At 43.6% G+C, this 22,925-nt stretch carries 22 protein-coding genes; 18 read left to right on the forward strand and 4 right to left on the reverse strand.

Features of this window, described 5'->3' with window-relative positions; all coding sequences use genetic code 11:
* Positions 1-72: 72 nt before the first annotated feature.
* The 4 genes from ACNURT_RS04055 to ruvC all read left to right on the forward strand — a co-directional run bounded on the left by ACNURT_RS04055 (position 73) and on the right by ruvC (position 5,451).
* On the forward strand, positions 73-2,007 hold the full coding sequence (locus ACNURT_RS04055; RefSeq protein ID WP_419700654.1) for a DUF3857 domain-containing protein: 1,935 nt from the start codon (positions 73-75) through the stop codon (positions 2,005-2,007).
* A 3-nt stretch (positions 2,008-2,010) separates the two neighbouring features.
* Positions 2,011-3,957, forward strand: coding sequence for a DUF3857 domain-containing protein (locus ACNURT_RS04060; RefSeq protein ID WP_419700655.1), 1,947 nt, complete (start codon positions 2,011-2,013; stop codon positions 3,955-3,957).
* Between the two features lie 11 nt (positions 3,958-3,968).
* A complete protein-coding gene (gene aat, locus ACNURT_RS04065) occupies positions 3,969-4,598 on the forward strand; it encodes a leucyl/phenylalanyl-tRNA--protein transferase (RefSeq protein WP_419700656.1) in 630 nt (209 codons plus the stop codon).
* 274 nt (positions 4,599-4,872) lie between these two features.
* A complete protein-coding gene (gene ruvC / locus ACNURT_RS04070) occupies positions 4,873-5,451 on the forward strand; it encodes a crossover junction endodeoxyribonuclease RuvC (protein WP_419700657.1) in 579 nt (192 codons plus the stop codon).
* A gap of 186 nt (positions 5,452-5,637) precedes the next feature.
* Here the strand turns inward: ruvC and ACNURT_RS04075 are convergent, their stop codons facing one another.
* The 3 genes from ACNURT_RS04075 to ACNURT_RS04085 all read right to left on the reverse strand — a co-directional run bounded on the left by ACNURT_RS04075 (position 5,638) and on the right by ACNURT_RS04085 (position 7,874).
* Positions 5,638-6,036, reverse strand: a complete 399-nt coding sequence (locus ACNURT_RS04075; RefSeq protein ID WP_166095551.1) for an HIT family protein — start codon at positions 6,034-6,036, stop codon at positions 5,638-5,640.
* A 143-nt stretch (positions 6,037-6,179) separates the two neighbouring features.
* A complete protein-coding gene (gene greA / locus ACNURT_RS04080; protein ID WP_370998075.1) occupies positions 6,180-6,653 on the reverse strand; it encodes a transcription elongation factor GreA in 474 nt (157 codons plus the stop codon).
* Between the two features lie 291 nt (positions 6,654-6,944).
* Positions 6,945-7,874, reverse strand: coding sequence for an NAD(P)-dependent oxidoreductase (locus ACNURT_RS04085; protein WP_419700658.1), 930 nt, complete (start codon positions 7,872-7,874; stop codon positions 6,945-6,947).
* Between the two features lie 343 nt (positions 7,875-8,217).
* Here ACNURT_RS04085 and ACNURT_RS04090 point away from each other — a divergent pair, with 343 nt between their 5' ends.
* Both ACNURT_RS04090 and ACNURT_RS04095 read left to right on the forward strand, forming a co-directional pair.
* Positions 8,218-8,934, forward strand: a complete 717-nt coding sequence (locus ACNURT_RS04090; protein ID WP_419700659.1) for a hypothetical protein — start codon at positions 8,218-8,220, stop codon at positions 8,932-8,934.
* Positions 8,935-9,091: 157 nt separating this feature from the next.
* Positions 9,092-9,652 (forward strand): hypothetical protein, encoded by a 561-nt coding sequence (locus tag ACNURT_RS04095; protein ID WP_370998072.1) that lies wholly within the window; start codon positions 9,092-9,094, stop codon positions 9,650-9,652.
* Between the two features lie 16 nt (positions 9,653-9,668).
* Here the strand turns inward: ACNURT_RS04095 and rsmA are convergent, their stop codons facing one another.
* Complete coding sequence (gene rsmA, locus ACNURT_RS04100; protein WP_419700660.1) at positions 9,669-10,463, reverse strand: 16S rRNA (adenine(1518)-N(6)/adenine(1519)-N(6))-dimethyltransferase RsmA; 795 nt, start codon at positions 10,461-10,463, stop codon at positions 9,669-9,671.
* Between the two features lie 230 nt (positions 10,464-10,693).
* On the opposite strand from rsmA, the gene pdxA reads away from it, so the two are divergent.
* From pdxA to ACNURT_RS04160, 12 genes are all read left to right on the forward strand, one after another.
* A complete protein-coding gene (pdxA, locus tag ACNURT_RS04105; protein ID WP_370998070.1) occupies positions 10,694-11,749 on the forward strand; it encodes a 4-hydroxythreonine-4-phosphate dehydrogenase PdxA in 1,056 nt (351 codons plus the stop codon).
* A gap of 81 nt (positions 11,750-11,830) precedes the next feature.
* The gene (locus ACNURT_RS04110) at positions 11,831-13,015 is read left to right on the forward strand and encodes a DUF5009 domain-containing protein (RefSeq protein WP_419700661.1); all 1,185 of its coding nucleotides are present in this window, start codon (positions 11,831-11,833) and stop codon (positions 13,013-13,015) included.
* Positions 13,016-13,286: 271 nt separating this feature from the next.
* A complete protein-coding gene (locus tag ACNURT_RS04115; protein ID WP_419700662.1) occupies positions 13,287-13,811 on the forward strand; it encodes a YceD family protein in 525 nt (174 codons plus the stop codon).
* A 14-nt stretch (positions 13,812-13,825) separates the two neighbouring features.
* On the forward strand, positions 13,826-14,017 hold the full coding sequence (gene rpmF, locus ACNURT_RS04120; RefSeq protein ID WP_090472767.1) for a 50S ribosomal protein L32: 192 nt from the start codon (positions 13,826-13,828) through the stop codon (positions 14,015-14,017).
* Positions 14,018-14,033: 16 nt separating this feature from the next.
* Positions 14,034-14,972, forward strand: a complete 939-nt coding sequence (gene plsX, locus ACNURT_RS04125; RefSeq protein WP_419700663.1) for a phosphate acyltransferase PlsX — start codon at positions 14,034-14,036, stop codon at positions 14,970-14,972.
* Between the two features lie 11 nt (positions 14,973-14,983).
* Positions 14,984-15,973, forward strand: coding sequence for a beta-ketoacyl-ACP synthase III (locus ACNURT_RS04130; protein WP_419700664.1), 990 nt, complete (start codon positions 14,984-14,986; stop codon positions 15,971-15,973).
* 173 nt (positions 15,974-16,146) lie between these two features.
* The gene (accB, locus tag ACNURT_RS04135; RefSeq protein ID WP_419700665.1) at positions 16,147-16,620 is read left to right on the forward strand and encodes an acetyl-CoA carboxylase biotin carboxyl carrier protein; all 474 of its coding nucleotides are present in this window, start codon (positions 16,147-16,149) and stop codon (positions 16,618-16,620) included.
* A 139-nt stretch (positions 16,621-16,759) separates the two neighbouring features.
* Positions 16,760-18,094 carry an acetyl-CoA carboxylase biotin carboxylase subunit gene (gene accC / locus ACNURT_RS04140; RefSeq protein WP_370998062.1) on the forward strand — a complete coding sequence of 445 codons (1,335 nt, stop codon included), beginning with the start codon at positions 16,760-16,762 and terminating at the stop codon, positions 18,092-18,094.
* 74 nt (positions 18,095-18,168) lie between these two features.
* Positions 18,169-19,032, forward strand: a complete 864-nt coding sequence (gene tatC / locus ACNURT_RS04145) for a twin-arginine translocase subunit TatC (RefSeq protein ID WP_419700666.1) — start codon at positions 18,169-18,171, stop codon at positions 19,030-19,032.
* Between the two features lie 290 nt (positions 19,033-19,322).
* Positions 19,323-19,757, forward strand: a complete 435-nt coding sequence (gene rpiB, locus ACNURT_RS04150) for a ribose 5-phosphate isomerase B (protein ID WP_370998060.1) — start codon at positions 19,323-19,325, stop codon at positions 19,755-19,757.
* 71 nt (positions 19,758-19,828) lie between these two features.
* A complete protein-coding gene (locus tag ACNURT_RS04155) occupies positions 19,829-21,400 on the forward strand; it encodes a M28 family peptidase (protein ID WP_419700667.1) in 1,572 nt (523 codons plus the stop codon).
* Between the two features lie 130 nt (positions 21,401-21,530).
* The gene (locus ACNURT_RS04160) at positions 21,531-22,922 is read left to right on the forward strand and encodes a LutB/LldF family L-lactate oxidation iron-sulfur protein (RefSeq protein WP_419700668.1); all 1,392 of its coding nucleotides are present in this window, start codon (positions 21,531-21,533) and stop codon (positions 22,920-22,922) included.
* Positions 22,923-22,925 lie beyond the last annotated feature (3 nt).

Raw genomic sequence — 22,925 nt, forward strand, 5'->3', positions numbered from 1 at the left:
TTATTTTTATAAAATTCTTATATTACTTTCGCATTCAATTTGTAATTAGAGATTAAACCTTATCACAATCACATGAACAAGATTTTTACCCTATTCCTTTTAGGGTGTATGGCAGTTGCTGCCAAAGCGCAAACACCCGCGCCAGTACCCACCACACAGGCATTTGGCAAAGTTGACAAAGCTGATCTGGAACTTAAAGCCTGCGATTTTGAAAAAGACGCCAATGCCGAGATCCTTTTTGATAAAGCGGAGGTTTACTTTGACCAAACCTATAATATTGTGACCGAAAGACACAAGCGCATTAAAGTATTTAACGATAATGGGAAGTCGGAAGCTAACATCCGTTTAGAATATTATAGTGCCAACCGTGTTGAATATATTTCCGGTTTACAGGCGCAAACTATCAACTCAAGCAACGGCACTCCTGAAATTATAAAAGTTGATAAAAAGCAAATATTTACCGAAGTGATAGACAAATACCGCTCGGCCATGGTGTTTTCTTTTCCCAACGTAAAACCGGGCTCTATCCTGGAATATAAGTACCGCTTAACATCTGCTTCCATCGCTGATTTCCCGGATTGGTATTTCCAGAGCGACCTGCCAACCCGCTATAGTGAGCTAAGCACCAACGTACCCGATGTTTTATATTATAAACAATTGGTAAACGTACATTCTCCTTACGTAGTTAACAAAACTAATTCAAGCAATGCTCATATCCAGGCACTGGCTAACATCCCATCACTAAAAGACGAGCCTTTTATGGGTTCCCGTAATGATAATTCGGAGCGTATCCTGTTTCAGTTATTAAGTATAAAACCAACCTATGGCTTTACACAAACGTATCAGGATTCCTGGAAAAAAGTTGGGGAGAATAAAGCAGACGACGAAGATTTTGGCGGCCAGATAAACCGTAAACTTGCCGGCGAAGAAGCGATTATTGCCAAAGCCAAAAGTCTCAAAACCGATGATGATAAAATCGCCTACTTATTTAACGAGGTTAAAAATACGGTAAAATGGAACGACTCCTATGCCCGTTACACTAATGATGGTACTGTAAAAGCCTGGGATAAAAAGATAGGTAACTCAACCGAAATTAACCTTATCCTCACCCATTTGCTCAAAAAATCGGGGGTTAAAGTATATCCTATGCTCGTGAGTACCCGCAGCAATGGTCGCGTTAATCCGGCTTATCCAAGCTATTACCAGTTTAATACTTCGGTAGCGTACATTCCGGTAGATAGTAATAAATATTATGTACTTGACGCCACCAGCAAATACAATATTTACAACCAGGTACCCAACAACTATTTAAACTCGTTTGGTTTATATATCAATAAAGAAGATCAGATTTATGACCTCGCTTTCTTAGATGATAAAGACCCGGTTAGACAGGTAGTACTCATCAATGCCGAAATAAAGCCCGAAGGCAAAATGAGCGGAACGGCCGATATCAGCAGCTTTGTTTATAACCGTGTTAATTGCATCAAGAAATACAAGACTGATGGTGAAAAAAAATACATCGACTTTTTGCGCAATGATAACAATAACATGAAAATAGCATCGGTTAAGTTTGAGAATATGGAAGTTGACACACTGCCGTTGCAACAAAAAATGGACTTTAACCTCGACCTTACCGGGGCCGATGAAAATTATATATACTTTAATGCCAACCTGTTCACCGATCTTAAAACAAATCCATTTCTGAACGAAAACCGTGTTACAGATATTGATTTCGGCTATCGCGACAACTATGCCATAACCGGTATATTTAAATTGCCGGCCGGTTATAAAATTGACGCCATGCCAAAAAGCATCAACATGATGATACCCGATAAAAGCATTGTTTTCAGGCGTATAGTGGCTGAGCAGGACGGCTCCATCATGATCAGGCTGAATGTTGATTTTAAACAGTCCCTGTATTTCAAAGAGAACTATCCGGAGTTTCATGAATTCTGTAAAAAAATGTACGAAATGCTGAACGAGCAGGTGGTACTTAAAAAAGGCTGATAAATGATGTTTGCTAAAAAATATAACAGGCTGCTATTAACCATAGCAGCCTTATGCGCACTCTATAATCATGGCTACAGCCAGGATAAAAACATTCCTAAAGATCTGTATATAGCCTCAACCATACCCGATTCATTAAAAGAGGACGCCAACGTGGTGATCCGTTATGAAGCACGTGAAACCGTAGTGAAGGAAGCCGGCAGGCAGACCACCAAAGAGCATAGCATCGTGACCGTGCTCAATGAAAAAGGCGATGATGAGGCTGTACTTATATTACCCTACAACAAAAAGTATGACTCCTACAGCGGCATAGAAATAAACATTTATAACGCTGCCGGCTTGCTGATCAAAAAATATCACAAAAGCGATATGTACGATGGCTCGGCTGCTGATGATGAAACCATGGTAACCGATCAGCGCTATTTAGCCGTAAGACATGCTATAGCTGCCTATCCGGCAACTATTGAAATTAAATATGAAGAGGACGAAAGCAGTTTCATTAGCCTGAACAGCTGGTATGTGCAGGAGAAGATGGAACAAGCCGTACAAAACGAGTACTGTAAGATTTCGGTAAACCCGGCCATAGGTTTCAGGTACCAGAACAGCAATTTCAATATTAATCCCGTTAAAGGCAACGCCGATGGACTCGACACCTATACCTGGACGGTTAAAAACCTCAAGGCTATCAAAAAACAGGAACATATTGTAAGCTGGACTATTATCCCCAAAATCAACTTTGCGGTAAATACCTTCAATTGCTATGGTTATCCCGGCGATTTTACCAACTGGCAATCATTCGGTAACTGGATCAAGTCATTAAATGACGATGTTTCTTCCTTAAGTCCCGAACGTATCGCCCAGATAAAACAAATGACTGATACCATTAAGACCGATAAGCAGAAAGCCCGCTTTTTGTATAATTATATGCAAAAAAGCATGCGCTATGTGAGTATCCAGTTAGGCATCGGAGGTTATAAACCCTTTCCGGCAACATTTGTCGACCAGAAAAAATATGGTGATTGTAAAGCGCTTTCCAACTATATGAGGGCCTTACTCAAAGCGGTAAACATTCCGTCAAATTACGCTATTATAAGGGCCGGCTATAATGCCGAACCCGCCAATCAGGCATTCCCCAGTAATTCATTTAACCATGCCATATTGTGTATCCCTTTTAAAAATGATACCACCTGGCTGGAGTGTACCAGCAGTACCACCCCTTTTGGCAAACTGGGCCCGTTTACCGAAAACCGCAATGCCCTGCTGATCACAGACGAAGGCGGCAAACTGGTAAATACCCCCCGCAGCAATCCACAGGACAACCAGCTTAACGGCCAGGTGCATTTGGTATTGGATGCCGACGGAGGTGCCAAAGCCCACATCAATATTTTAAGTAGCGGCGAATACCGCAGTATGTTTGTTGATGTGCTGCCCACCTACAAGGCCGACGAACAAAAAGAGTACCTGTTAAAACACCTGGATATTAAACAGCCTTCTGTTTTTAACTTTAAACCTGCCGATGATACCAAAGGCTTTAAGGAGGTAAACATTGATATGGAGTATGATAAATTTTGTGACATCGCTACCGGCGATAAGCAATTTTATCGTCCGCTGGCCTTTATGCTTTGGGATCTTACCTTGCCTCCGGAAGAGAAAAGAAAGACCAATTACTATTTCAATGCCCCGGTTGCTAAAACCTGTGTTACCACTATTGATCTGCCGGCAGGCTTCGAAATGGAGACCCTCCCTACGGATCAAAGCCTGAAATTTACTTATGGCAGCTACGAGGTAAAGTATAAATATGATGCCACGAAAAACCAGGTGACCAGTACCGCTAAATTTAATTTAAACAACCAGGTGATACCGGCCGCTAAATACACCGAAATGCAAGTGTATATGGATGCGGTGGCCAAAGCTCAAAATAAAAAACTGGTGATTCGTCGCAAAGCTTAAATTTGCGCCTGATGATCTTCAGGCTCAATAAACGTTTAGTATTTCCTGAGCCCGCTTTGGCCGAACCAGACGGGCTTTTGGCTGTAGGTGGCGATCTATCCACCCAACGCCTGCTGCTGGCTTATCAAAATGGCATCTTCCCCTGGTATAGCGATGACACGCCTATCCTGTGGTATTCGCCGCATGAGCGTTTTGTGCTTTACCCGCAGGAGCTCAACATATCCGGTTCCATGCGCCGGGTACTTAACTCGGGCAGGTTCAGCGTTACCGCCGATACCTGTTTTAACGAGGTGATCACGGCCTGCTCCACCGTTCCGCGCGAAGGGCAGGATGGTACCTGGATCACCGATGATATGAAAGCGGCCTATAACCGGCTGCACGCCGAAGGTTATGCCCATTCGGTTGAAGTTTGGCAAAACGGCGAATTGGTTGGCGGTATTTATGGTGTGCGGGTAGGTAATGTTTTTTGCGGCGAAAGCATGTTCAGCAAAGTAAGCAATGCCTCCAAAACAGCCCTCATCCACGTATGTCAGAGCGGTCTCTATAAGCTGATAGATTGCCAGGTACACACCGACCATATGGGGTCAATGGGTGCCCGCATGATTAGCAGGGAACAATATATGGTCATTTTAAAAGGGTAAAGGACAAATTGCCACCCAATTCAGTTCCCTTCCCACGGGAGGGGTGCGATAGGTTGTGTTGTGGCAGGGAGGGGTTTATACGATATGCCTCGCGAACAAACTCCTTGCGCTCGTTTGCAACGAGTGCTTAACTTGGATTTGCGTTTAAAACGCTATTGCGATGCAATCGCCGCACCATAATAAGCACTCGTTACAAACGAGCGCAAGAAAAAATCAAAAAAGCTTTCAGCCTTAAGCCTTCCGCTTTTAGCCTCAATATAACTACCTTTGATACGTGCAGCAAGCAAACACCAAAGAACGTATTATTTTAGGTATCGACCCCGGCACCGCCGTGATGGGTTACGGCCTGGTTAAAGAAACCGGACCAAAAATAGAACTATTGGCCCTGGGCGTAGTAAAAATGGAAAAGATGGATGATCACATGCTCAAGCTGCAGCGTATATTCGAAAAAACTGTTGCCCTTATTGATAATTACAAGCCCGATTGCCTGGCTATTGAAGCGCCGTTTTACGGCAAAAACATACAGGTAATGCTCAAGCTGGGTCGTGCGCAGGGTGTAGCCATGGCCGCTGCCCTGACACGTAATATCGATATCACCGAGTATGCGCCGCGCAAAATAAAACAATCCATCACGGGCAATGGCAACGCCACAAAAGAACAGGTTGCCGCTATGCTGCAAACGCTCCTGAAGTTTAGCGAAACCCCCGATTTTCTGGATGCTACCGACGGCCTGGCCGTTGCCGTTTGTCATTCTTTTCAACGTATATCCACAGGCAGCAAAGCCGGCAGCAAAAAATCATACTCTGGCTGGGATACTTTTGTAAAAGATAATGTGAAGAGGATAGTGAAGTAAAATGTGCGGATGTGCAGATATGCGGATGTGCAGGTGTGCAGATGAAAAACAATAAAAAACCGCGTCATTGCGAGGTACGAAGCAGGCAGGTCAATCATAAAAGTTCGCTCTGTACAGCATAGAGATTGCTTCGTACCTCGCAATGACGCGCGGGTATATTATCTACACATCTGCACATCAATCAAATCAATCCCGCAGCGCGGCTTTGATCTTTTCTTTCGTGGCGCTCAGTTCTTCGGGTGTAAAGCTGAGTTTGGGACGGGCAAAGTTCATGTCGTCAACCCGGTTCATGGGTATCAGGTGGATGTGCGCATGCGGAACTTCTAAACCGATAACCGCTACGCCAACCTTTTTGCAGGGGATAGCTTTTTTTAACGCCGTTGCCACAATTTTCGCGAAAATATGCAGTCCGGTATAGGTCTCATCGTCAAGGTCAAATATATAATCAACCTCTTTTTTGGGTATTACCAGCACATGTCCTTCGGCCAGCGGACTAATATCCAGAAAAGCCAAAAACTCATTACTTTCAGCTACTACATGCGCGGGTATCTCCCCTGCTATTATTTTTGAAAAAATGCTCATGATTGGTGAGTGGTTTATTAAGTGAGTGGTTGGAATGGTTAATTAAGTTTTAGCAGTTAAAAAAATCCTGGGTATCCCTTAATCAGAAAAATCAAGGTTCAGACAACTTAATCAACCACTCACCTCATCAACCATTCACCAATAACTTATCTGCTAATTTCAAGTATCTCGAATTCAATAACACCGGCTGGTACCGTGATCTCGGCGGTTTCGCCAACTTTTTTGCCCAGCAGGCCTTTTGCAATAGGTGATGTTACCGATATTTTACCGGCTTTCATATCGGCTTCACTTTCTGATACCAGTTGGTAGCTCATAGTAGCTCCGTTTTTAAGATTTTTGATTTTCACAACCGATAAAGCCAGCACTTTTGATACATCCAGTTTGGATTCATCAAGCAAACGCGCATTGGCCAGAGTTTCCTGCATCTGCGCTATTTTAGCTTCATGCAATCCCTGCGCCTCTTTGGCCGCATCGTATTCTGCATTCTCAGAAAGGTCACCTTTATCCCGTGCCTCGGCTATAGCTTTTGATATATCCGCACGCCCGGTAGTTTTTAATCTCTGTAACTCTTCTTTTAATTTCTCTAAACCATCTTTGGTAAAGTATGATACCTCTGCCATAACAATAAATTATTAAATGTTTATTCTGTTGTCATCCAAAAAAAACCGCCCCCCTTGTTTGAGAGGGACGCAATGACTCTAAAAACAAACAAGACTACATGGGCCCGAGCCTACATAGTCTTGCTTTTGTATTTAACGAAGATAAGTTATTTAAATTTTAATATCCAAATTTATTTACCGTCGAAGCCGGTTAGCTAATAGATCATGGTTGATAGTTCATGGTCAGAGCATTTGGTTGATAGCTATGGTTATAACAAATATTCCCTCTTACTATGAACTATCAACCATGATCTATGAACCCACAGCAAACAATTTCTCCGCCATTACCTCACTTATTTTCCGGTACGAGTCAAATGTCCAGCCGGCCACGTGAGGGCTCAGCAGCACCCTGCCGTTTTGGCGCAGCTCATCAAACCATACCTGTTCGGCCAGAGCCGGAAATTTTTCAACCTCCAGTACATCCAAACCGGCGCCCAGTATTTTGCCTTGTTTAATGGCGTTTAGCACAGCGCTCACTTTAGCAGTTTTACCGCGCGAAGTATTGATAAAAAATATAGGTTTTTTAAAGTGGAACAGGTATTCATCATCCACCAGTCCGTTGGTTTCGGAAGTAAGCGGGATGTGCAGGCTCAGCACGTCGCTATGTTTCACAATGTCCTCCATGCTCACTTCGCGGGCATAGCGGTCGCTAAAGCCGGTTTTGTACTTATCATAAGCAATTACCTCCACCTGGAAACCCGACAGCTTACGGGCAAAGCTATGCCCCATGTGGCCATAGCCAATAATGCCTACGGTTTTACCTTTAAGTTCAAAACCACGGTTGGCTTCGCGCTGCCAGCTGCCGCCGCGTATCTCGGCATCGCCTTTATTTAAATTATTCATTAAGGATAGGAGCAGGCCAATAGCATGTTCGCCCACCGCGTCCGAGTTACCTTCGGGTGCATTAATCAGGCTGATGCCATTTTCGGCGGCATAGGCTTCGTCAATATTATCCATACCGGCACCGGCCCGGGCCACAAAGCGCAGATTTGTTCCGGCATCTATCACCTGTTTATCAACCCTGAATTTGGAACGGATCACCAAGCCTGCATAATCCCCGATGATCTGCAAAGCTTCATCGGCTTTGATCAATGGTTTGTAATCGCATTGGTAACCTTTGGCAACGGCCATCTCCATAAATATGGGATGCACATCGTCGACAATAAGAATGTTATTTTTCAATTTTGAATTATTAGGAAAGGGCGAATTTACAAAACCTCCTATTATTAGTCATCAGCTATTTATTGTATTCCTGATTTTTACAATTTGAATATAATTTTACGAATATGGCATAACGGATTTGAACGCCGGCAAGGACTCACCCCGGCGTCGCTTCGCTCGCCGACCCTCTCTTCGCCTGCGGCGGAAGGAGGGTTGAAAATATTAATCAATAACGTCATTGACGCGTGAAGAGAAAATCCCCTCTTTGCGGCAAAGCCGGAGAGAGGGTGATCCAGCGAAGCGCAGATCGGGTGAGTCGTTTCGCCCCCATTTAAATATATTTGTTCAGCAACAAAGCCCAATTATGGAAAACTTACAAAAACAGGTTAAAGCATTAAAAATATACGCAGGCGTTTTAACCTTATTGGTATTGGCATTAATGATCATGGTGTTCAGACAGAACAATAGCGATAACGAACATTTTAAACACATCACCGCCGAACGCATGGACATCGTCGATAGCAACGGTAAAATTCGCATGGCTATCAGTAACCGCGAGCGCCAGCACCCGGGAACCATCGGTGGTAAAGAACTGCCGAAACGCGACCGCCCTGCCGGTATGATATTTTTTAATGATGATGGCGACGAATGCGGCGGACTGGTTTATGACGGCGATAAAAAGAGCGCGAGTATGACCTACTCTATCGATCAGTATCAGAACGACCAGATCATGCAGATCCAATACAGTCAGGATAAAGACGCGGGCAGCCTGCATCGCAGTTATGGCTTAAAACTGTGGGATAAGTACGACAGCTTTCCAGGTGTAAAAGTGGTAGCCTACGCCGATTCATTAAAAAAACTCAAGGATACCGCCGCCTACAATGCCGGCATTAAAAAACTACAGCAACCGGGTGTAATTACTGCCGAGCGGCTTTTTGTAGGTAAAAACACCAAAGGCGAAGTAGGTTTGTTTTTGCGTGACGATAAAGGCAAACCACGGTTAAAAATTTATATCAACGCCCAAAATCAGCCGGTTATAGAAACCCTGGATGACAAAGGCATGGTGGTATCATCCAAATAACCGACTGCCATTTTGCTGGCCTTTATAAATTGGCACGGGAATAGCTTTATAATTAATTGGATTATTGATTTATAGACGATAAAGCATCCATGTAGTTTTTCACACAAAGAGATGAAATCACTAATTCAATAACTCACTAAATCAATAATTGCAAAAGATGAAACTCATCAAAATAAAAAAGCTGGGGGCAGACATAAAGCACCAGGCCGAAAAACTGGCTGATAGCGGCTTTAAACAGATATTTACCCACATAGATCAGCTCAAGATAAAAAAAGGGGTCGACACGATGGGGCTGGATAAGTTTATAAATCAATGCGCACTCATGGCAGCCGGTTCGGGCGCTATATCGGGTAGTGGCGGTATGATCACGCTGATAGCAGGCATGCCCATTGACTTTGCCAACCTCATTACTCAGCAATTCAGGGTAACTATGGCCATTATGTACTATAACAAGGGCAGTTACCAAATTGAATTTAATGATTTTATGGGACTGGTAGCTACCTCGCTAAGGGTGGAGGCCGGCGTAGCCATATCCAAAACCATGATGGAGGGCATTGCCGAAAAATTCCTCATGGTATTAGGTACACGCACCGCCGAAAGAATGGTACCTGTTGTAGGCGCCGTGATTGGCGGCACCGCCAATTACCTGTTCATCAAACGCATGGGCGAAATGGTTAAAAAAATGCAGGACACACCCATAGTGATACCGGTAAGTTAAGCCCCCTGAGACTCCCTTAGAGGGAGCTCGCACTCCTGCCTGCCGCCACCTCGTTGGTAAGCTTTACAAAATCGGCAACTGTGAGTCGTTCGGCCCGCAGGTCGAGGGTGGTATTGCCAACCATCTGTTCTTTGTTAATGAGTGATGATATGGCATTGCGCAGCGTCTTGCGGCGCTGGTTAAATCCGGCCTTCACAATCTGCCAAAACAGCTTCTCGTCGCAATCCAGGGCCTCAGCGCTATTCCGTGTCAGCCTGATCACCGCCGAAAGCACTTTGGGCGGCGGGTTAAATACACCGGCCTTTACGGTAAACAGGTACTCTACTTTGTAGTAGGCCTGTAAAAACACGCTCAGGATGCCGTATTCCTTACTGCCGGCTTTGGCGGTGCAGCGTTCGGCCACTTCCTTCTGGAACATGCCAACCACTTCAACCACCTGCTGTCGATTGTCGAGCACTTTAAACAGTATCTGGGAGGATATATTATAGGGAAAATTGCCAATAATAGCCAGCGGACCATTAAATATGCCGCCAAAATCCATCTCCAGAAAGTCGGCATTGATGAGGCGGCTGCCCAGCTGGGGGTATTTTTTTTGCAGGTACTGGTATGATTCCTCATCAATATCGATCAGGGATACTTCGTACTCTGTTTTCTGTAATAAAAAGTCGGACAGGATACCCATACCCGGACCAACCTCCAATACGTGTTGATAACGGCCATCAGGTTTCAGGCTGTCCACAATTTTAGCAGCGATATTTTTATCCGTAAGAAAATGTTGCCCTAAATGTTTTTTTGCCCTTACCAACGTCATTATTAATCAAATATTTGAGCAAATTAAGGCATATTTGTGCTTTATTCGGGAACTATAAGCTTAAAATCTTTTATTTGCAGTAAAAAAACGAGGTAAAAGGCAAAAGGTTAAGGGTAAAAAGGAAGGCCCGGACCGCAAATTATAAATAAAATAATCACAGATCAACATCAGTGAGATCAATCCAAAATCGGTGAAATCATTAAATGATCAGTGTAATCATACATAATAACATGAGCGAAAAAATTAAAGTAGGGATAAGCATAGGTGATGTAAATGGCATTGGATTAGAAATAATTATAAAGACACTGGCAGATGCCCGCATTTACGATTATTGTACTCCCATTGTTTACGGGCATACCAAGGTAGCTTCGTTTCATCGCCGCGCAACCCAGGTTAATGAGCTTAATTTTCATGTTATTAATGATCCCTCACAATCGCAGCCCAAAAAGCCCAACATGATCAATTGCTGGGAAGAGGACGTAAAGATAGAGATGGGCCAGGTTACCGAGGCAGGCGGCAAGTACGCTTTCATCTCCTTGGAACGCGCTACTTTTGATTTGAAAGAAGGCTATATAGACGCTCTGATCACCGCTCCTATCAACAAGGATAATATACAAAGCGACCAGTTTAATTTCCCGGGTCATACCGAATATTTACAACAACGGGATGGCGCGGCCGAATCGCTGATGTTCTTAGTAAGTGATACCCTGCGGGTTGGTGTAGTTACCGGGCATATTCCTATCAGTAAAGTATCCGAAAGCATTACCGGCGAAAAAATACTGGCCAAGCTTAAGCTGATGAATCACAGCCTGCAAAATGATTTCTGGATCCGCAAACCCAAGATTGCGGTGCTGGGCCTTAACCCGCACGCCAGCGATAACGGATTGATTGGCAATGAAGAAAAAGAAGTGATCATCCCAGCTATTGAAGAGGCACGCAACAATGATATACTGGCCTTTGGACCATACTCGGCCGATGGTTTTTTTGCTAACGGAACTTATTTGCAGTTTGATGCCGTATTAGCCATGTATCACGACCAGGGACTTATTCCTTTTAAACAAATAGCATTTGAATCGGGAGTTAATTTCACGGCTGGTTTAAACTTTGTACGCACCTCGCCCGATCATGGTACCGCTTATGACATAGCCGGTAAAAACCAGGCTTCGGAAATATCATTTCGGGAGGCGCTGTTCACGGCTATACATATTGTAAAACACCGCCGTGAAACCCTGGAGCTGAATGAAAATCCGTTGGCATTTACCAAACTGAGCCGCGACAGGGACTAAAATCCGCTCTGTAATAGTAATGTTTCAATTTAATTAACGTTAGATTAAAACATTTGCTTAGTTATCGCATTTACCACTTTAATGAATGATTTTTTTAGTCGAGTCCGATCCATTGATGCTTTCCGCGCGGTAACAATGTTCCTGATGATATTTGTGAACGACCTCGACGGCATTCCAAATACACCTAACTGGCTCAAACATGCCGGAGAAAATGTTGATGCCTTAGGAATGGCCGATACCATTTTTCCCGCGTTTTTATTTATCGTAGGTTTATCAATACCTTTCGCGTTTCAAAACAGGTTAAAAAGCGGCAATTATAAACTGCTGTCGCGCATAGTCAGTCGCTCGTTTGCGCTGGTGTTCATAGGCTTCTATCATGCCAACATGGAAACCTATAATGAGGTGACCACACTGCTGCCAAAGCCTGTTTGGGAAAGCCTGGTTACATTTAGCTTCTTCTTTATATTTTTAGATTACGGTAAAGAGACTTCCAACCTTAAGCGGTATATACTGCAAGGTTTTGGAATAGCGCTGCTCCTGGCCATGTCCATCCTCTATAAAACCAGCGATCCGGGTCATACCTGGCTTCACTTTACCTGGTGGGGAATCCTGGGGCTAATAGGTTGGGCGTATTTGCTTTGCGCACTGATATACTATTACTCGGGCGGATATCTATGGATCCAGGCGGCGGCATGGATCTTCTTTATGTTTTTTAACATCGATTTTCACTTTGGATTTTTGGATTTCCTTGCCCCTTTGCAAAAATATGTGTGGATAGCCGGCAATGGAGCCATGCAGGCCTTTACTATGGCCGGGGTATTTGTATCGGTGCTGTACATGCGGCTTAAGGCCAACAACGAACTTAAATTATTATGGGCCGCCCTGATCATGATCGCCATTATCATGTTTAACATGGGCTTCATAGTACGCTACTTTAGCGGTGGCATTTCCAAAGCGCGCGATACCCCTTCATGGGTGCTTATTTGCACGGGCATTAGTTTGGTGATGTATGCCATTTTTATTTATGTGGTGGATTTTAAACATAAATACAACTGGTTCAAAATCATTGAGCCGGCCGGCACCAATACGTTTACCTGTTATATTGTACCCTTCCTGTTTTACCCCATGTATGAAATGAGCAACCTGGGCTATCCCGAATATCTGAGCCAGGGAACCGGCGGACTGATCAAATGTATCCTATTTGCCTTTGTAATGGTTTGGCTCACAGGCTTACTGGATAAGATCAATATCCGGCTGAAGATATAGTTTGAAGCTTAAAGCAGAAGGCTAAAAGCTTAAAGCTTCCATTTGCTTTCAGCCTTTGGCTTTGCGCTTTAAGCTAAATATGGTCTTTAAATTTCAAATACCGAAATAGTATTTGGTTTATATTATGCCCTGTTTTTGATAATTAGCCTTGTAGATTACAATATTATCTTTACCTTTAATCATTAGTGTTTTATCAGGTCTATAAGCAAATTAAAAAAACAGTTTCCAGTTATGGTATTTTTCCATACATTTGCGGGCTAATTGTTGCTCATTGAAATCGCTTAGAACATATTCGATTCCTTTTACAGGACTTAAACTGGGAAAACACCAGTTTGAATACGCTGTTGATGATGCTTTTTTTGACGAGTTTGATTACTCGCTGGTAAAAAAAGCAAATCTGCAGTGCCAGGTGGAATTGGATAAACAGGAGACCATGCTGATACTGGATTTCCATATCAGCGGAACTGTTAATGCCACCTGCGACAGGTGCCTGGCCCAATATCCGCAACCGTTGGATATAACCGAACAGCAGATCGCCAAATTTAGCGACGAGGTGATTGATGAAGATGACGAGATCATCACCCTGAATAAAAATGATCATGAGATCAATATAGCAGGGTTAATATATGAATATATAAACGTTGCCATGCCATTTATATCGGTATGCAGCGATGAGGGTAACACCTCTTATTGTGATAAAGAGATGCTCGAAAAGTTAAATAACCTTTCGGGAAATGAAGGACAAAATGAGCAGACAGACCCGCGGTGGGATGTACTCAGGAAAATAAATAAATAATAAATAACAGGATCATGCCACATCCAAAACGTAAAATATCCAAATCAAGAAGAGATAAGCGTAGAACACACTACAAAGCTGAGGCTCCAACTTTAACTACCTGCCAAACTACCGGTGCTATCCACTTACCACACAGAGCTTATACTGTTGATGGTAACGTTTACTACAACGGTAAATTACTGATAGAGAAAGCAGCAGTAGCATAAGTTTAATTTTCTGAAAATGAAGATTGGCTTAGATATTATGGGCGGTGATTTTGCTCCCAAAGCAGCCGTTTTAGGGGCAATCGAAGCTTATAAGGCTTTATCTGCCGACCAAAAATTGGTGCTCATTGGGGATAAAGAAATTGCTGCCACTATTCTTCAGGAAAACAATGTGAGCCCCGATCACTTTGAGTTTGTGCATACAACCGAAGTGATTGGTATGGGCGAACACCCTACAAAAGCTATTGTTCAAAAACCGGATTCAAGTGTTTCGGTTGGATTTCAATTGCTTAAGGAGGACAAAATACAGGCCTTTTCTTCGGCTGGTAATACCGGCGCCATGCTTGTTGGCGCCATGTTCAGCGTAAAAACCATTCCCGGCGTTATTCGTCCGGCTATGACCACTATTGTGCCCAAGCTTAAAGGAGGTTTGGGTATTTTGTTGGATGTAGGCGCCAACGCCGATTGCAAACCAGACGTTATGGTTCAGTTTGGTGTTTTGGGCAGCTTACTCGCCCAGTCTGTGTATGACATGACCAACCCCCGGGTGGCGTTGATGAACATTGGCGAAGAAGAAGAAAAAGGTAATATTCTAAGTCAGGCCACCTATCCTTTAATGAAAGAAACATCCCTGTTTAACTTTGTAGGTAACGTTGAAGGACGCGACCTGTTCAGTGAAACTGCCGATGTTTATGTATGTGATGGCTTTACCGGTAATGTAATATTAAAGCTGGCCGAATCGTTTTATGTGATAACACGAAAGAAACAGCTTAAAGATGAGTTTTTTGACCGGTTTAATTATGAGCAATACGGTGGCAGCCCTATCCTGGGTGTAAATGCCCCCGTAATTGTAGGCCATGGCATTTCAAGTCCCGAAGCAATCAAAAACATGATCCTTTTATCAAAAAACATGGTTGAGAGCAAATTGGTGGACAAAATTAAACAAGCTTTTCAGTAAAAAAATAAAAGATGAGTAAGATTCATGCTGCTATTACTGCTGTACATGGTTACGTTCCCGACTATATTTTAACCAACCAGGAGCTTGAAACACTGGTTGATACCAATGATGAGTGGATTGTAAGCCGTACCGGTATTAAGGAGCGCCGTATACTTAAAGGCGAAGGCTTGGGTACATCTGATATGGCAGTTCCGGCGGTTAACGGCTTGTTGAAAAAACGAGGTATAAGCGCTGAGGAAATTGACCTTATTATTTTTTGCACAACTACGCCCGATATGCCCTTCCCGGCAACGGCAAACATCCTGGCCAACAAAATTGGCGCGGTTAATGCCTGGGGTTTTGATCTGCAGGCGGCCTGTTCCGGCTTTATATTCGGCCTTACCACAGGTGCCCAGTTCATTGAAAACGGTAAACATAAAAAGGTACTGGTAATAGGCGGCGATAAAATGTCGTCGATAGTTAATTACGAAGATCGTGCTACCTGCATTATTTTTGGTGATGGCTGCGGCGCCGTATTGCTTGAGCCTAATGCCGAAGGTTATGGTGTTATGGATTCCATCCTGAAAAGCGATGGGTCAGGTGCACAGTACCTACATCAAAAAGCCGGCGGTTCTGTAAAACCAGCAACTCATGAAACCGTAGAGGCCCGTGAGCATTTTGCTTACCAGGAAGGCCCTGCGGTATTTAAATTCGCGGTAACCAACATGGCCGATGTTGCCCATGAGGTAATGGAACGCAACAGCCTTGGTGCTGATGATGTGGCCTGGTTGGTACCGCATCAGGCTAATAAACGCATCATTGATGCTACAGCCAGCCGCACGGGTTTAAGCGCCGATAAGGTGATCATTAATATTGAACGCTATGGTAACACAACTAACGGAACAATACCATTATGTTTATGGGAGTGGGAGAGCAAGTTCAAAAAAGGTGATAATCTTATTTTAGCCGCATTTGGCGGTGGCTTTACCTGGGGCTCCGTTTATTTAAAATGGGCTTATTAAGTGTACATACAGAAAAATAAAACATCTGTTCATTTTAATATGTTACTTAATTTATAGCCAAATCATAAAAAACATTTGCACATTTGCAGTCTGCATATTTGCATATTGCCAGTTTGCACATTATCATATAACTTAGATAATAAACTTTATCCAAAACCACTCAATCCCAAAGTATGGATATTAAACAAATTCAGGACCTTATTCGTTTTGTTTCAAAATCAGGCGTAAATGAAGTATCAATTGAGCAAAAAGATTTTAAGATAACCATAAAAACCAACGAGGTACAACCACAGGTTATTCATGCAAGTATTCCGGCGCAAACCGCCCCGGTTGCATTACCGGTTGCTCCCGCTGTGCCGGCAGAACCTGCGGCGCCAGTTGCTCCGGCAGCGGCCGATACCTCAAAGTATCTTACTATCAAATCGCCAATGATCGGTACTTTTTACCGTTCGGCCAGTCCAGATAAACCATTATTTGTAAACGTTGGCGATGAGATAAAAACAGGCACTGTTGTTTGTATTATCGAAGCCATGAAACTCTTCAACGAGATCGAGTCTGAAATTTCAGGCCGTATTGTGAAAGTATTGGTTGACAATGCCTCACCGGTTGAATACGACCAGCCTTTATTTTTAGTAGAACCTATTTAGTAGATGTGCAGATATGCGGATTTCAGATGTGCAGATGATTGGTTTTAATTCATCTGCACATTTATAATTTGCACATCTGCACACCTGTAATTTATCATCTGCATATTTGCACATTTGTAATCTGCACATTTAAAAAAAGATGTTTAAAAAAATATTAATAGCTAACCGGGGTGAGATCGCCTTACGTATTATCCGTACCTGTAAAGAGATGGGTATAAAAACCGTAGCTGTATATTCAACTGCCGACCGTGACAGCCTTCATGTACGCTTTGCCGATGAAGCTGTTTGTATAGGCCCCCCGCCAAGCCGCGATTCTTACTTAAGTATTCCTAATATCATTTCGGCTGCTGAGCTTACTAATGCCGATGCCATACATCCGGGCTATGGCTTTTTATCTGAAAATGCTAAATTTTCTGCCATCTGTGCCGATTATGGTATCAAATTCATAGGTGCAACAGCCGAGCAGATCAATAAAATGGGTGATAAGGCATCAGCCAAAGAAACCATGAAAAAAGCCGGTGTACCTATTGTTCCCGGATCTGAAGGTTTGCTTACCGATGTAAAACAAGGCATTGCCATATCTAATAAAATTGGTTACCCGGTTATATTAAAAGCTACTGCCGGTGGTGGTGGCCGTGGTATGCGTATTGTTTGGAAAGACGATGAGTTTGAGAATGCATGGGATTCGGCCCGTGCCGAGTCTGGTGCTGCCTTTGGTAACGATGGCCTTTACCTGGAGAAATATGTACAAGACCCGCGCCACATCGAGATACAAGTGGTGGGCGACCAATATGGTAAAGTATGCCACCTTTCTGAGCGCGATTGCTCTATCCAGCGTCGTCACCAGAAACTGGTGGAAGAATCACCATCACCGTTCATGACCGAAAAACTTCGTAAAAAAATGGGTGATGCCGCTATAAAAGGCGCCAAAGCTGTTAAATATGAAGGTGCAGGTACCGTAGAGTTTCTGGTTGATAAAGACCGTAACTTCTACTTCATGGAAATGAACACCCGGATCCAGGTAGAACACCCGGTTACCGAAGAGGTGATCAACTTTGACCTGATCAAGGAGCAAATAAAGGTTGCCGCAGGTATCCCTATCTCTGGTAAAAATTACGAGCCAACCATGCATGCTATCGAGTGCCGTATCAACGCCGAAGATCCATTTAACGGCTTCCGCCCGTCACCAGGTAAAATAACTAATTTTCATTCGCCAGGTGGTCACGGCGTACGTATAGATACGCATGTATATACCGGTTACGTGATCCCTCCAAACTATGATTCGATGATAGCCAAAGTGATCTGCGTAGCACAAACGCGTGATGAAGCATTAAGTACCATGGAGCGGGCATTGAGCGAATTTGTAATAGAAGGTGTAAAAACAACCATACCATTCCACCTCAAATTATTGCAGGATCCTAACTTCCGGGCCGGTAATTTCACTACCAAGTTTATGGAAACCTTTGAATTTTAAAATAAATTCAAACTATCTTCATATAATTAAACATACTTAGCACAATAGCGTTGATACAGCGGTATTTATAAACCATGAGCGATAACAAACTAATTAAAGCCATCAAAGACAAAGGCAAAACGATGGAGGCAGAAATGTCCTTCTTTGATCATTTGGAAGCGTTAAGGTGGCATTTGGTAAGGGCATCAGTAGCTATTGTGATATTTACCGCTGTAGTATTTTATTTTTACGACTGGATCTTCGATACCGTGATCATGGGTCCAAGCAGGCCTACCTTTTGGACCTATCGCATGCTCTGCGAGATTGGCGCGGCACTACACCGTTCAGGTTTTTGCATCGATAAGATCAACATCCAGTTGATCAATACCGAAATGGCAGGACAGTTTACCCTGCAAATTAATTCAGCGCTCCTTATAGGGATCACTTTGGGTATCCCTTACCTCATCTGGGAGATCTGGCGCTTTGTAAAACCAGCCCTGCATGAAAAAGAGCGAAAAGCCGCTACCGGATTTGTTTTTTATGCTTGTATGCTTTTTTTCATGGGCATATTATTTGGGTATTATGTTATTACCCCAATGTCCATTAATTTCTTATCGGGCTATACGGTAAGTTCAAAGATCCAGAATTTATTCTCTATTGATTCCTACATATCATCAGTTGCCACTTTAACACTGGCAACCGGTGTGGTTTTTCAATTGCCTATTCTGGTGTACATATTATCAAACCTGGGTATTTTAACGCCTAAATTTATGCGCGAAACACGCAGATACGCTATTGTGATCATCCTGATCATCGCGGCGGTGGTAACCCCAACGCCTGATATGTTAACCATGACTGTAGTAAGTATCCCGCTGTTTGTACTGTATGAAGTAAGTATTGTAGTAGCCGGTTTGGTTGAGAAAAGAAAGATAAAGCGCCACGAAGAGGTGATGTCCTAATTAATGTGCAGATGATAGATTGCAGATGTGCAAATGATAAATAACAACAAAAGCGGCCATAGCCGCTTTTGTTGTTTAGCCCTCACGCGTCATTGCGAGGTACGAAGCAATCTCTATGCTGTACAGAGCCGATATAAAGGATTAACCTTCCTACGTAGAGATTACTTCGTACCAATGACGCGCGGGAAAAGCACATCCATCTGCACATCTAATCACACATGTGAAATTCGCGCATCCTTACATTTAAAATTTTTGCACATTTGTATCTTAACTTAATACTTATTTAACTGATGAAAGAAGGGCTAAAGATTGCCATTGGCGCCGACCACGCCGGCTTTGATTATAAACAAGCTTTGCTGAATGTTGTATCAGCAACCGAGCTGAAAGATTTCGGCACTTACTCCAATGCCTCGGCAGATTACCCCGACTTTGCCCACCCCGTTGCCTCGGCCGTTGAAAGCGGTGAATTTGACCTGGGCATACTGGTTTGCGGCAGCGCCAACGGTGTAGCCATCACCGCCAATAAACATCAGGGCATCCGCGCAGCCATTTGCTGGACAGTTGAACTGGCCGAACTCGCCCGTAAACATAATAATGCCAATATCGTATGTATTCCTGCCCGCTTTATCAGTATTGATGATGCCGAAAAAATTGTAGCTGCTTTTCTAAGTACCGAATTTGAAGGTGGACGCCATGCTACCCGCGTAGGTAAAATTGCCTGTTAAAGCTTAAAGTCAAAAGCTAAAGGCCGAAAGCAAAAGAATGCCTTTTACTATAAACCATTAACAAACAATAAATGAAAAAAATATATCTGTTGGCCATCTCGTCTGCATTTGCTTTAAATGCCTGTGCCCAGCAAAATCCAACCATTATAAAGTACGCTAAGTTGATCACTGCCGACGACGCCAAAAAGCACCTGAGCATCATAGCATCAGACGCGTTTGAAGGCCGCGAAACCGGCAAGCCCGGCGCCGAGAAAGCAGCAAATTATATCGCAGCTGAATTTAAAAGGTTGGGCTTGCAGGCTCCTGTGAATGGATCGTACTTTTTGGATGTTCCGCTTACACAAAACCTGTTGCAGGTAACCGATTTTACCGTTAACGGCAAAACATTTAACTATGGTAAAGATTTCTATCTTACCGGAACCTACCCTGATAATAACCTAACTGCCAATACAATCGTATTTGTGGGCTATGGAACTGAAGAAGAAATAAGCGCTGCCGACTTGACCGGGAAAATATTGCTTTGGATAAACGAGGACAAACCCGAAGCCGGATCCACCCCCAATACAAGCTACCGCATGACGGCCGCCCGCACCAAAATTGTTAAAAACCTGCAAAGCAAAAAACCTTTAGCCATACTTGCAGCTAACCCTGGCATCGCCAAAGCACTAAGCCGCTTTGGTAACAGCATAGCGAGCCCGCGTTTAACCATCAAGAAGGACGACGCAGTACCGTCAAACCCAAATGCGCCGGTATTCAATATTACTACCAGCCTGGCAGATGAGCTGCTAAAAACAACAGGTATAACCTATGAACAATTAAAGGCACAGTCGGCCGCTAAGACTACTCCAGCGGTGACTGCGAATACCGATATCGTACTAAATTATCATACTGAAAAGAAAGATGTAAAAGCGGTTGATGTATTGGGCTACCTGCCGGGTACCGATCTTAAAGATGAGGTACTGGTGTTCTCGGCGCACTATGATCACATTGGCTTAAACCCCGATCCCAATGCCAAGGATAAAGTAAATAACGGTGCCGATGATGATGGCTCTGGTACTACAGGGATATTGGAAATTGCCCGTGCATTTTCCCAAGCTAAAAAAGATGGGCACGGCCCACGCCGCAGCATTTTGTTTTTAGGTAACGTAGGCGAAGAAAAAGGTTTATTGGGTTCTGAATACTACTCCGAGCACCCGGTTTTTCCGCTGGCTAACACCATAACCGACCTTAACATTGATATGATTGGCCGTGTGGGTGAAGAGTATATCGGCAAGCCCGATTCAGCTAATTATGTTTATGCCATAGGCTCATCAATGCTGAGTAAAGAACTGCATGAAGTTGGAGAAAATGCCAATAATACTTACACCAAGCTGCATTTAGATTATAAGTATGATGACCCGAATGATCCAAATCGGTTTTACTACCGCAGCGATCATTATAACTTTGCCAAGCATGGCGTGCCTATTATATTTTACTTTAACGGCGTGCATGCAGATTATCATCAGCCTGGCGATGAAGTAAGCAAGATCAACTTCCCGCTGCTGGCCAAACGTGCACAATTGGTATTTTACACAGGCTGGGAACTGGCCAACCGTGATAAACGCCCTTTTGTAGACGGCAAAATATCTGAAGAGGCCAGGTAAAACATTTTGGACAATCGGTTATAAAAATTTAAAATATAGAGACGCGTATTTGCGTCTCTTTTTTGTTTCCGGTAAATATTCAGGAGGCGTAAATATGCGTCTCTATAAAAAAAATCTTATTTTCGCATATATGGGAAGCACTGCGGAAGAGTTTTTGGTAGCCTCTGAAGAGAAGGCGTTTGACGTTGATCACCGCCGTATTATCAATAATAATATTGATAAATACAGCACTGCCGTTGAGCGCGGTCTTTCCCGCATTACTAACCTTGACAATGCCAAACGCAAAGGACATGTGATCAAGTGGAAGGTGATGGAAAACCTGGATAAATTTTTACCAGAGTTTGAAGCCAATTTCCAAAAACGCGGTGGCAAAGTGATCTGGGCCAATGATGCCGAAGAAGCCAATCGCGAGATATTGAGTATTATTCGGAAAGCCAACGCCAAAACTGTTGTAAAATCAAAATCAATGGTTACGGAGGAAATTCATTTAAATGAGTTCCTGGAAAGTAATCAGATTGAGTCATTGGAAACCGACCTTGGTGAGTATATTGTGCAGCTTCTGGGGCAAAAGCCATACCATATAGTTACCCCGGCTATGCATCTCAGTAAAGGGGATATAGCTAAACTATTTCATGAGCGTTTTGGTACCCCTATTGATGCCACACCGGAGCAGCTTACCCTTAAAGCACGCGAATTACTGCGCGACAAATATCTGCAAGCTGATATCGGCATTACTGGTGCTAATTTTCTCCTCGCTGATACTGGCAGTATCGCTATTAGCGAAAACGAGGGAAATGCCCGCTTATGTACTACATTCCCTAAAATACATATTGCTATTGTGGGTATCGAAAAGCTGATACCATCTATTGCAGATCTCGACCTGTTCTGGCCAATACTATCTACACATGGTACCGGCCAAAACCTTACGGTTTATAACACCATTTTAAGTGGCCCGCGCCAACCCAATGAAACCGATGGCCCCGACGAAATGTATGTGATATTGCTGGATAACGGTCGCACCAATCTGCTGGCTCAGAAAGAGCAGCGCCAGGGGCTATACTGCATTCGCTGCGGTGCCTGTTTAAACGTTTGTCCTATTTATAAAAATATTGGCGGCCACACCTATAATACCACCTACAGCGGCCCTATTGGCTCAATTATTACCCCCCATACCCGGGGCATGGGCGAGTTTAAACACCTCAGCTATGCCTCCAGCTTATGCGGCCGATGTACTGAAGTTTGCCCGGTTAAAATCGACATTCACAAAATGCTGCTCCTTAACCGTCGCGATGCGGTAAAAGAGCACCTGGTTACCCCTAAAGAACGCTGGGGCTGGAGCATCTGGACAAAAGGGATGCTCAAACGCAAGCTCACCGATTTTTTTGGAGGAAAGATGAAGAACTATCTACTCAAAACTTTCTTTAAAAAGACATGGGGGCACCTGCGGGATATGCCCAATGTAGCCGAAAAATCATTCAGCAAACAGTGGCAGGAAAAGAACCGCGTTCAGGAAGACGAATAAATC

It is taken from the genome of Mucilaginibacter sp. NFX135 (genome assembly GCF_048565145.1).
In the GTDB taxonomy this organism is placed as follows: Bacteria; Bacteroidota; Bacteroidia; order Sphingobacteriales; family Sphingobacteriaceae; genus Mucilaginibacter.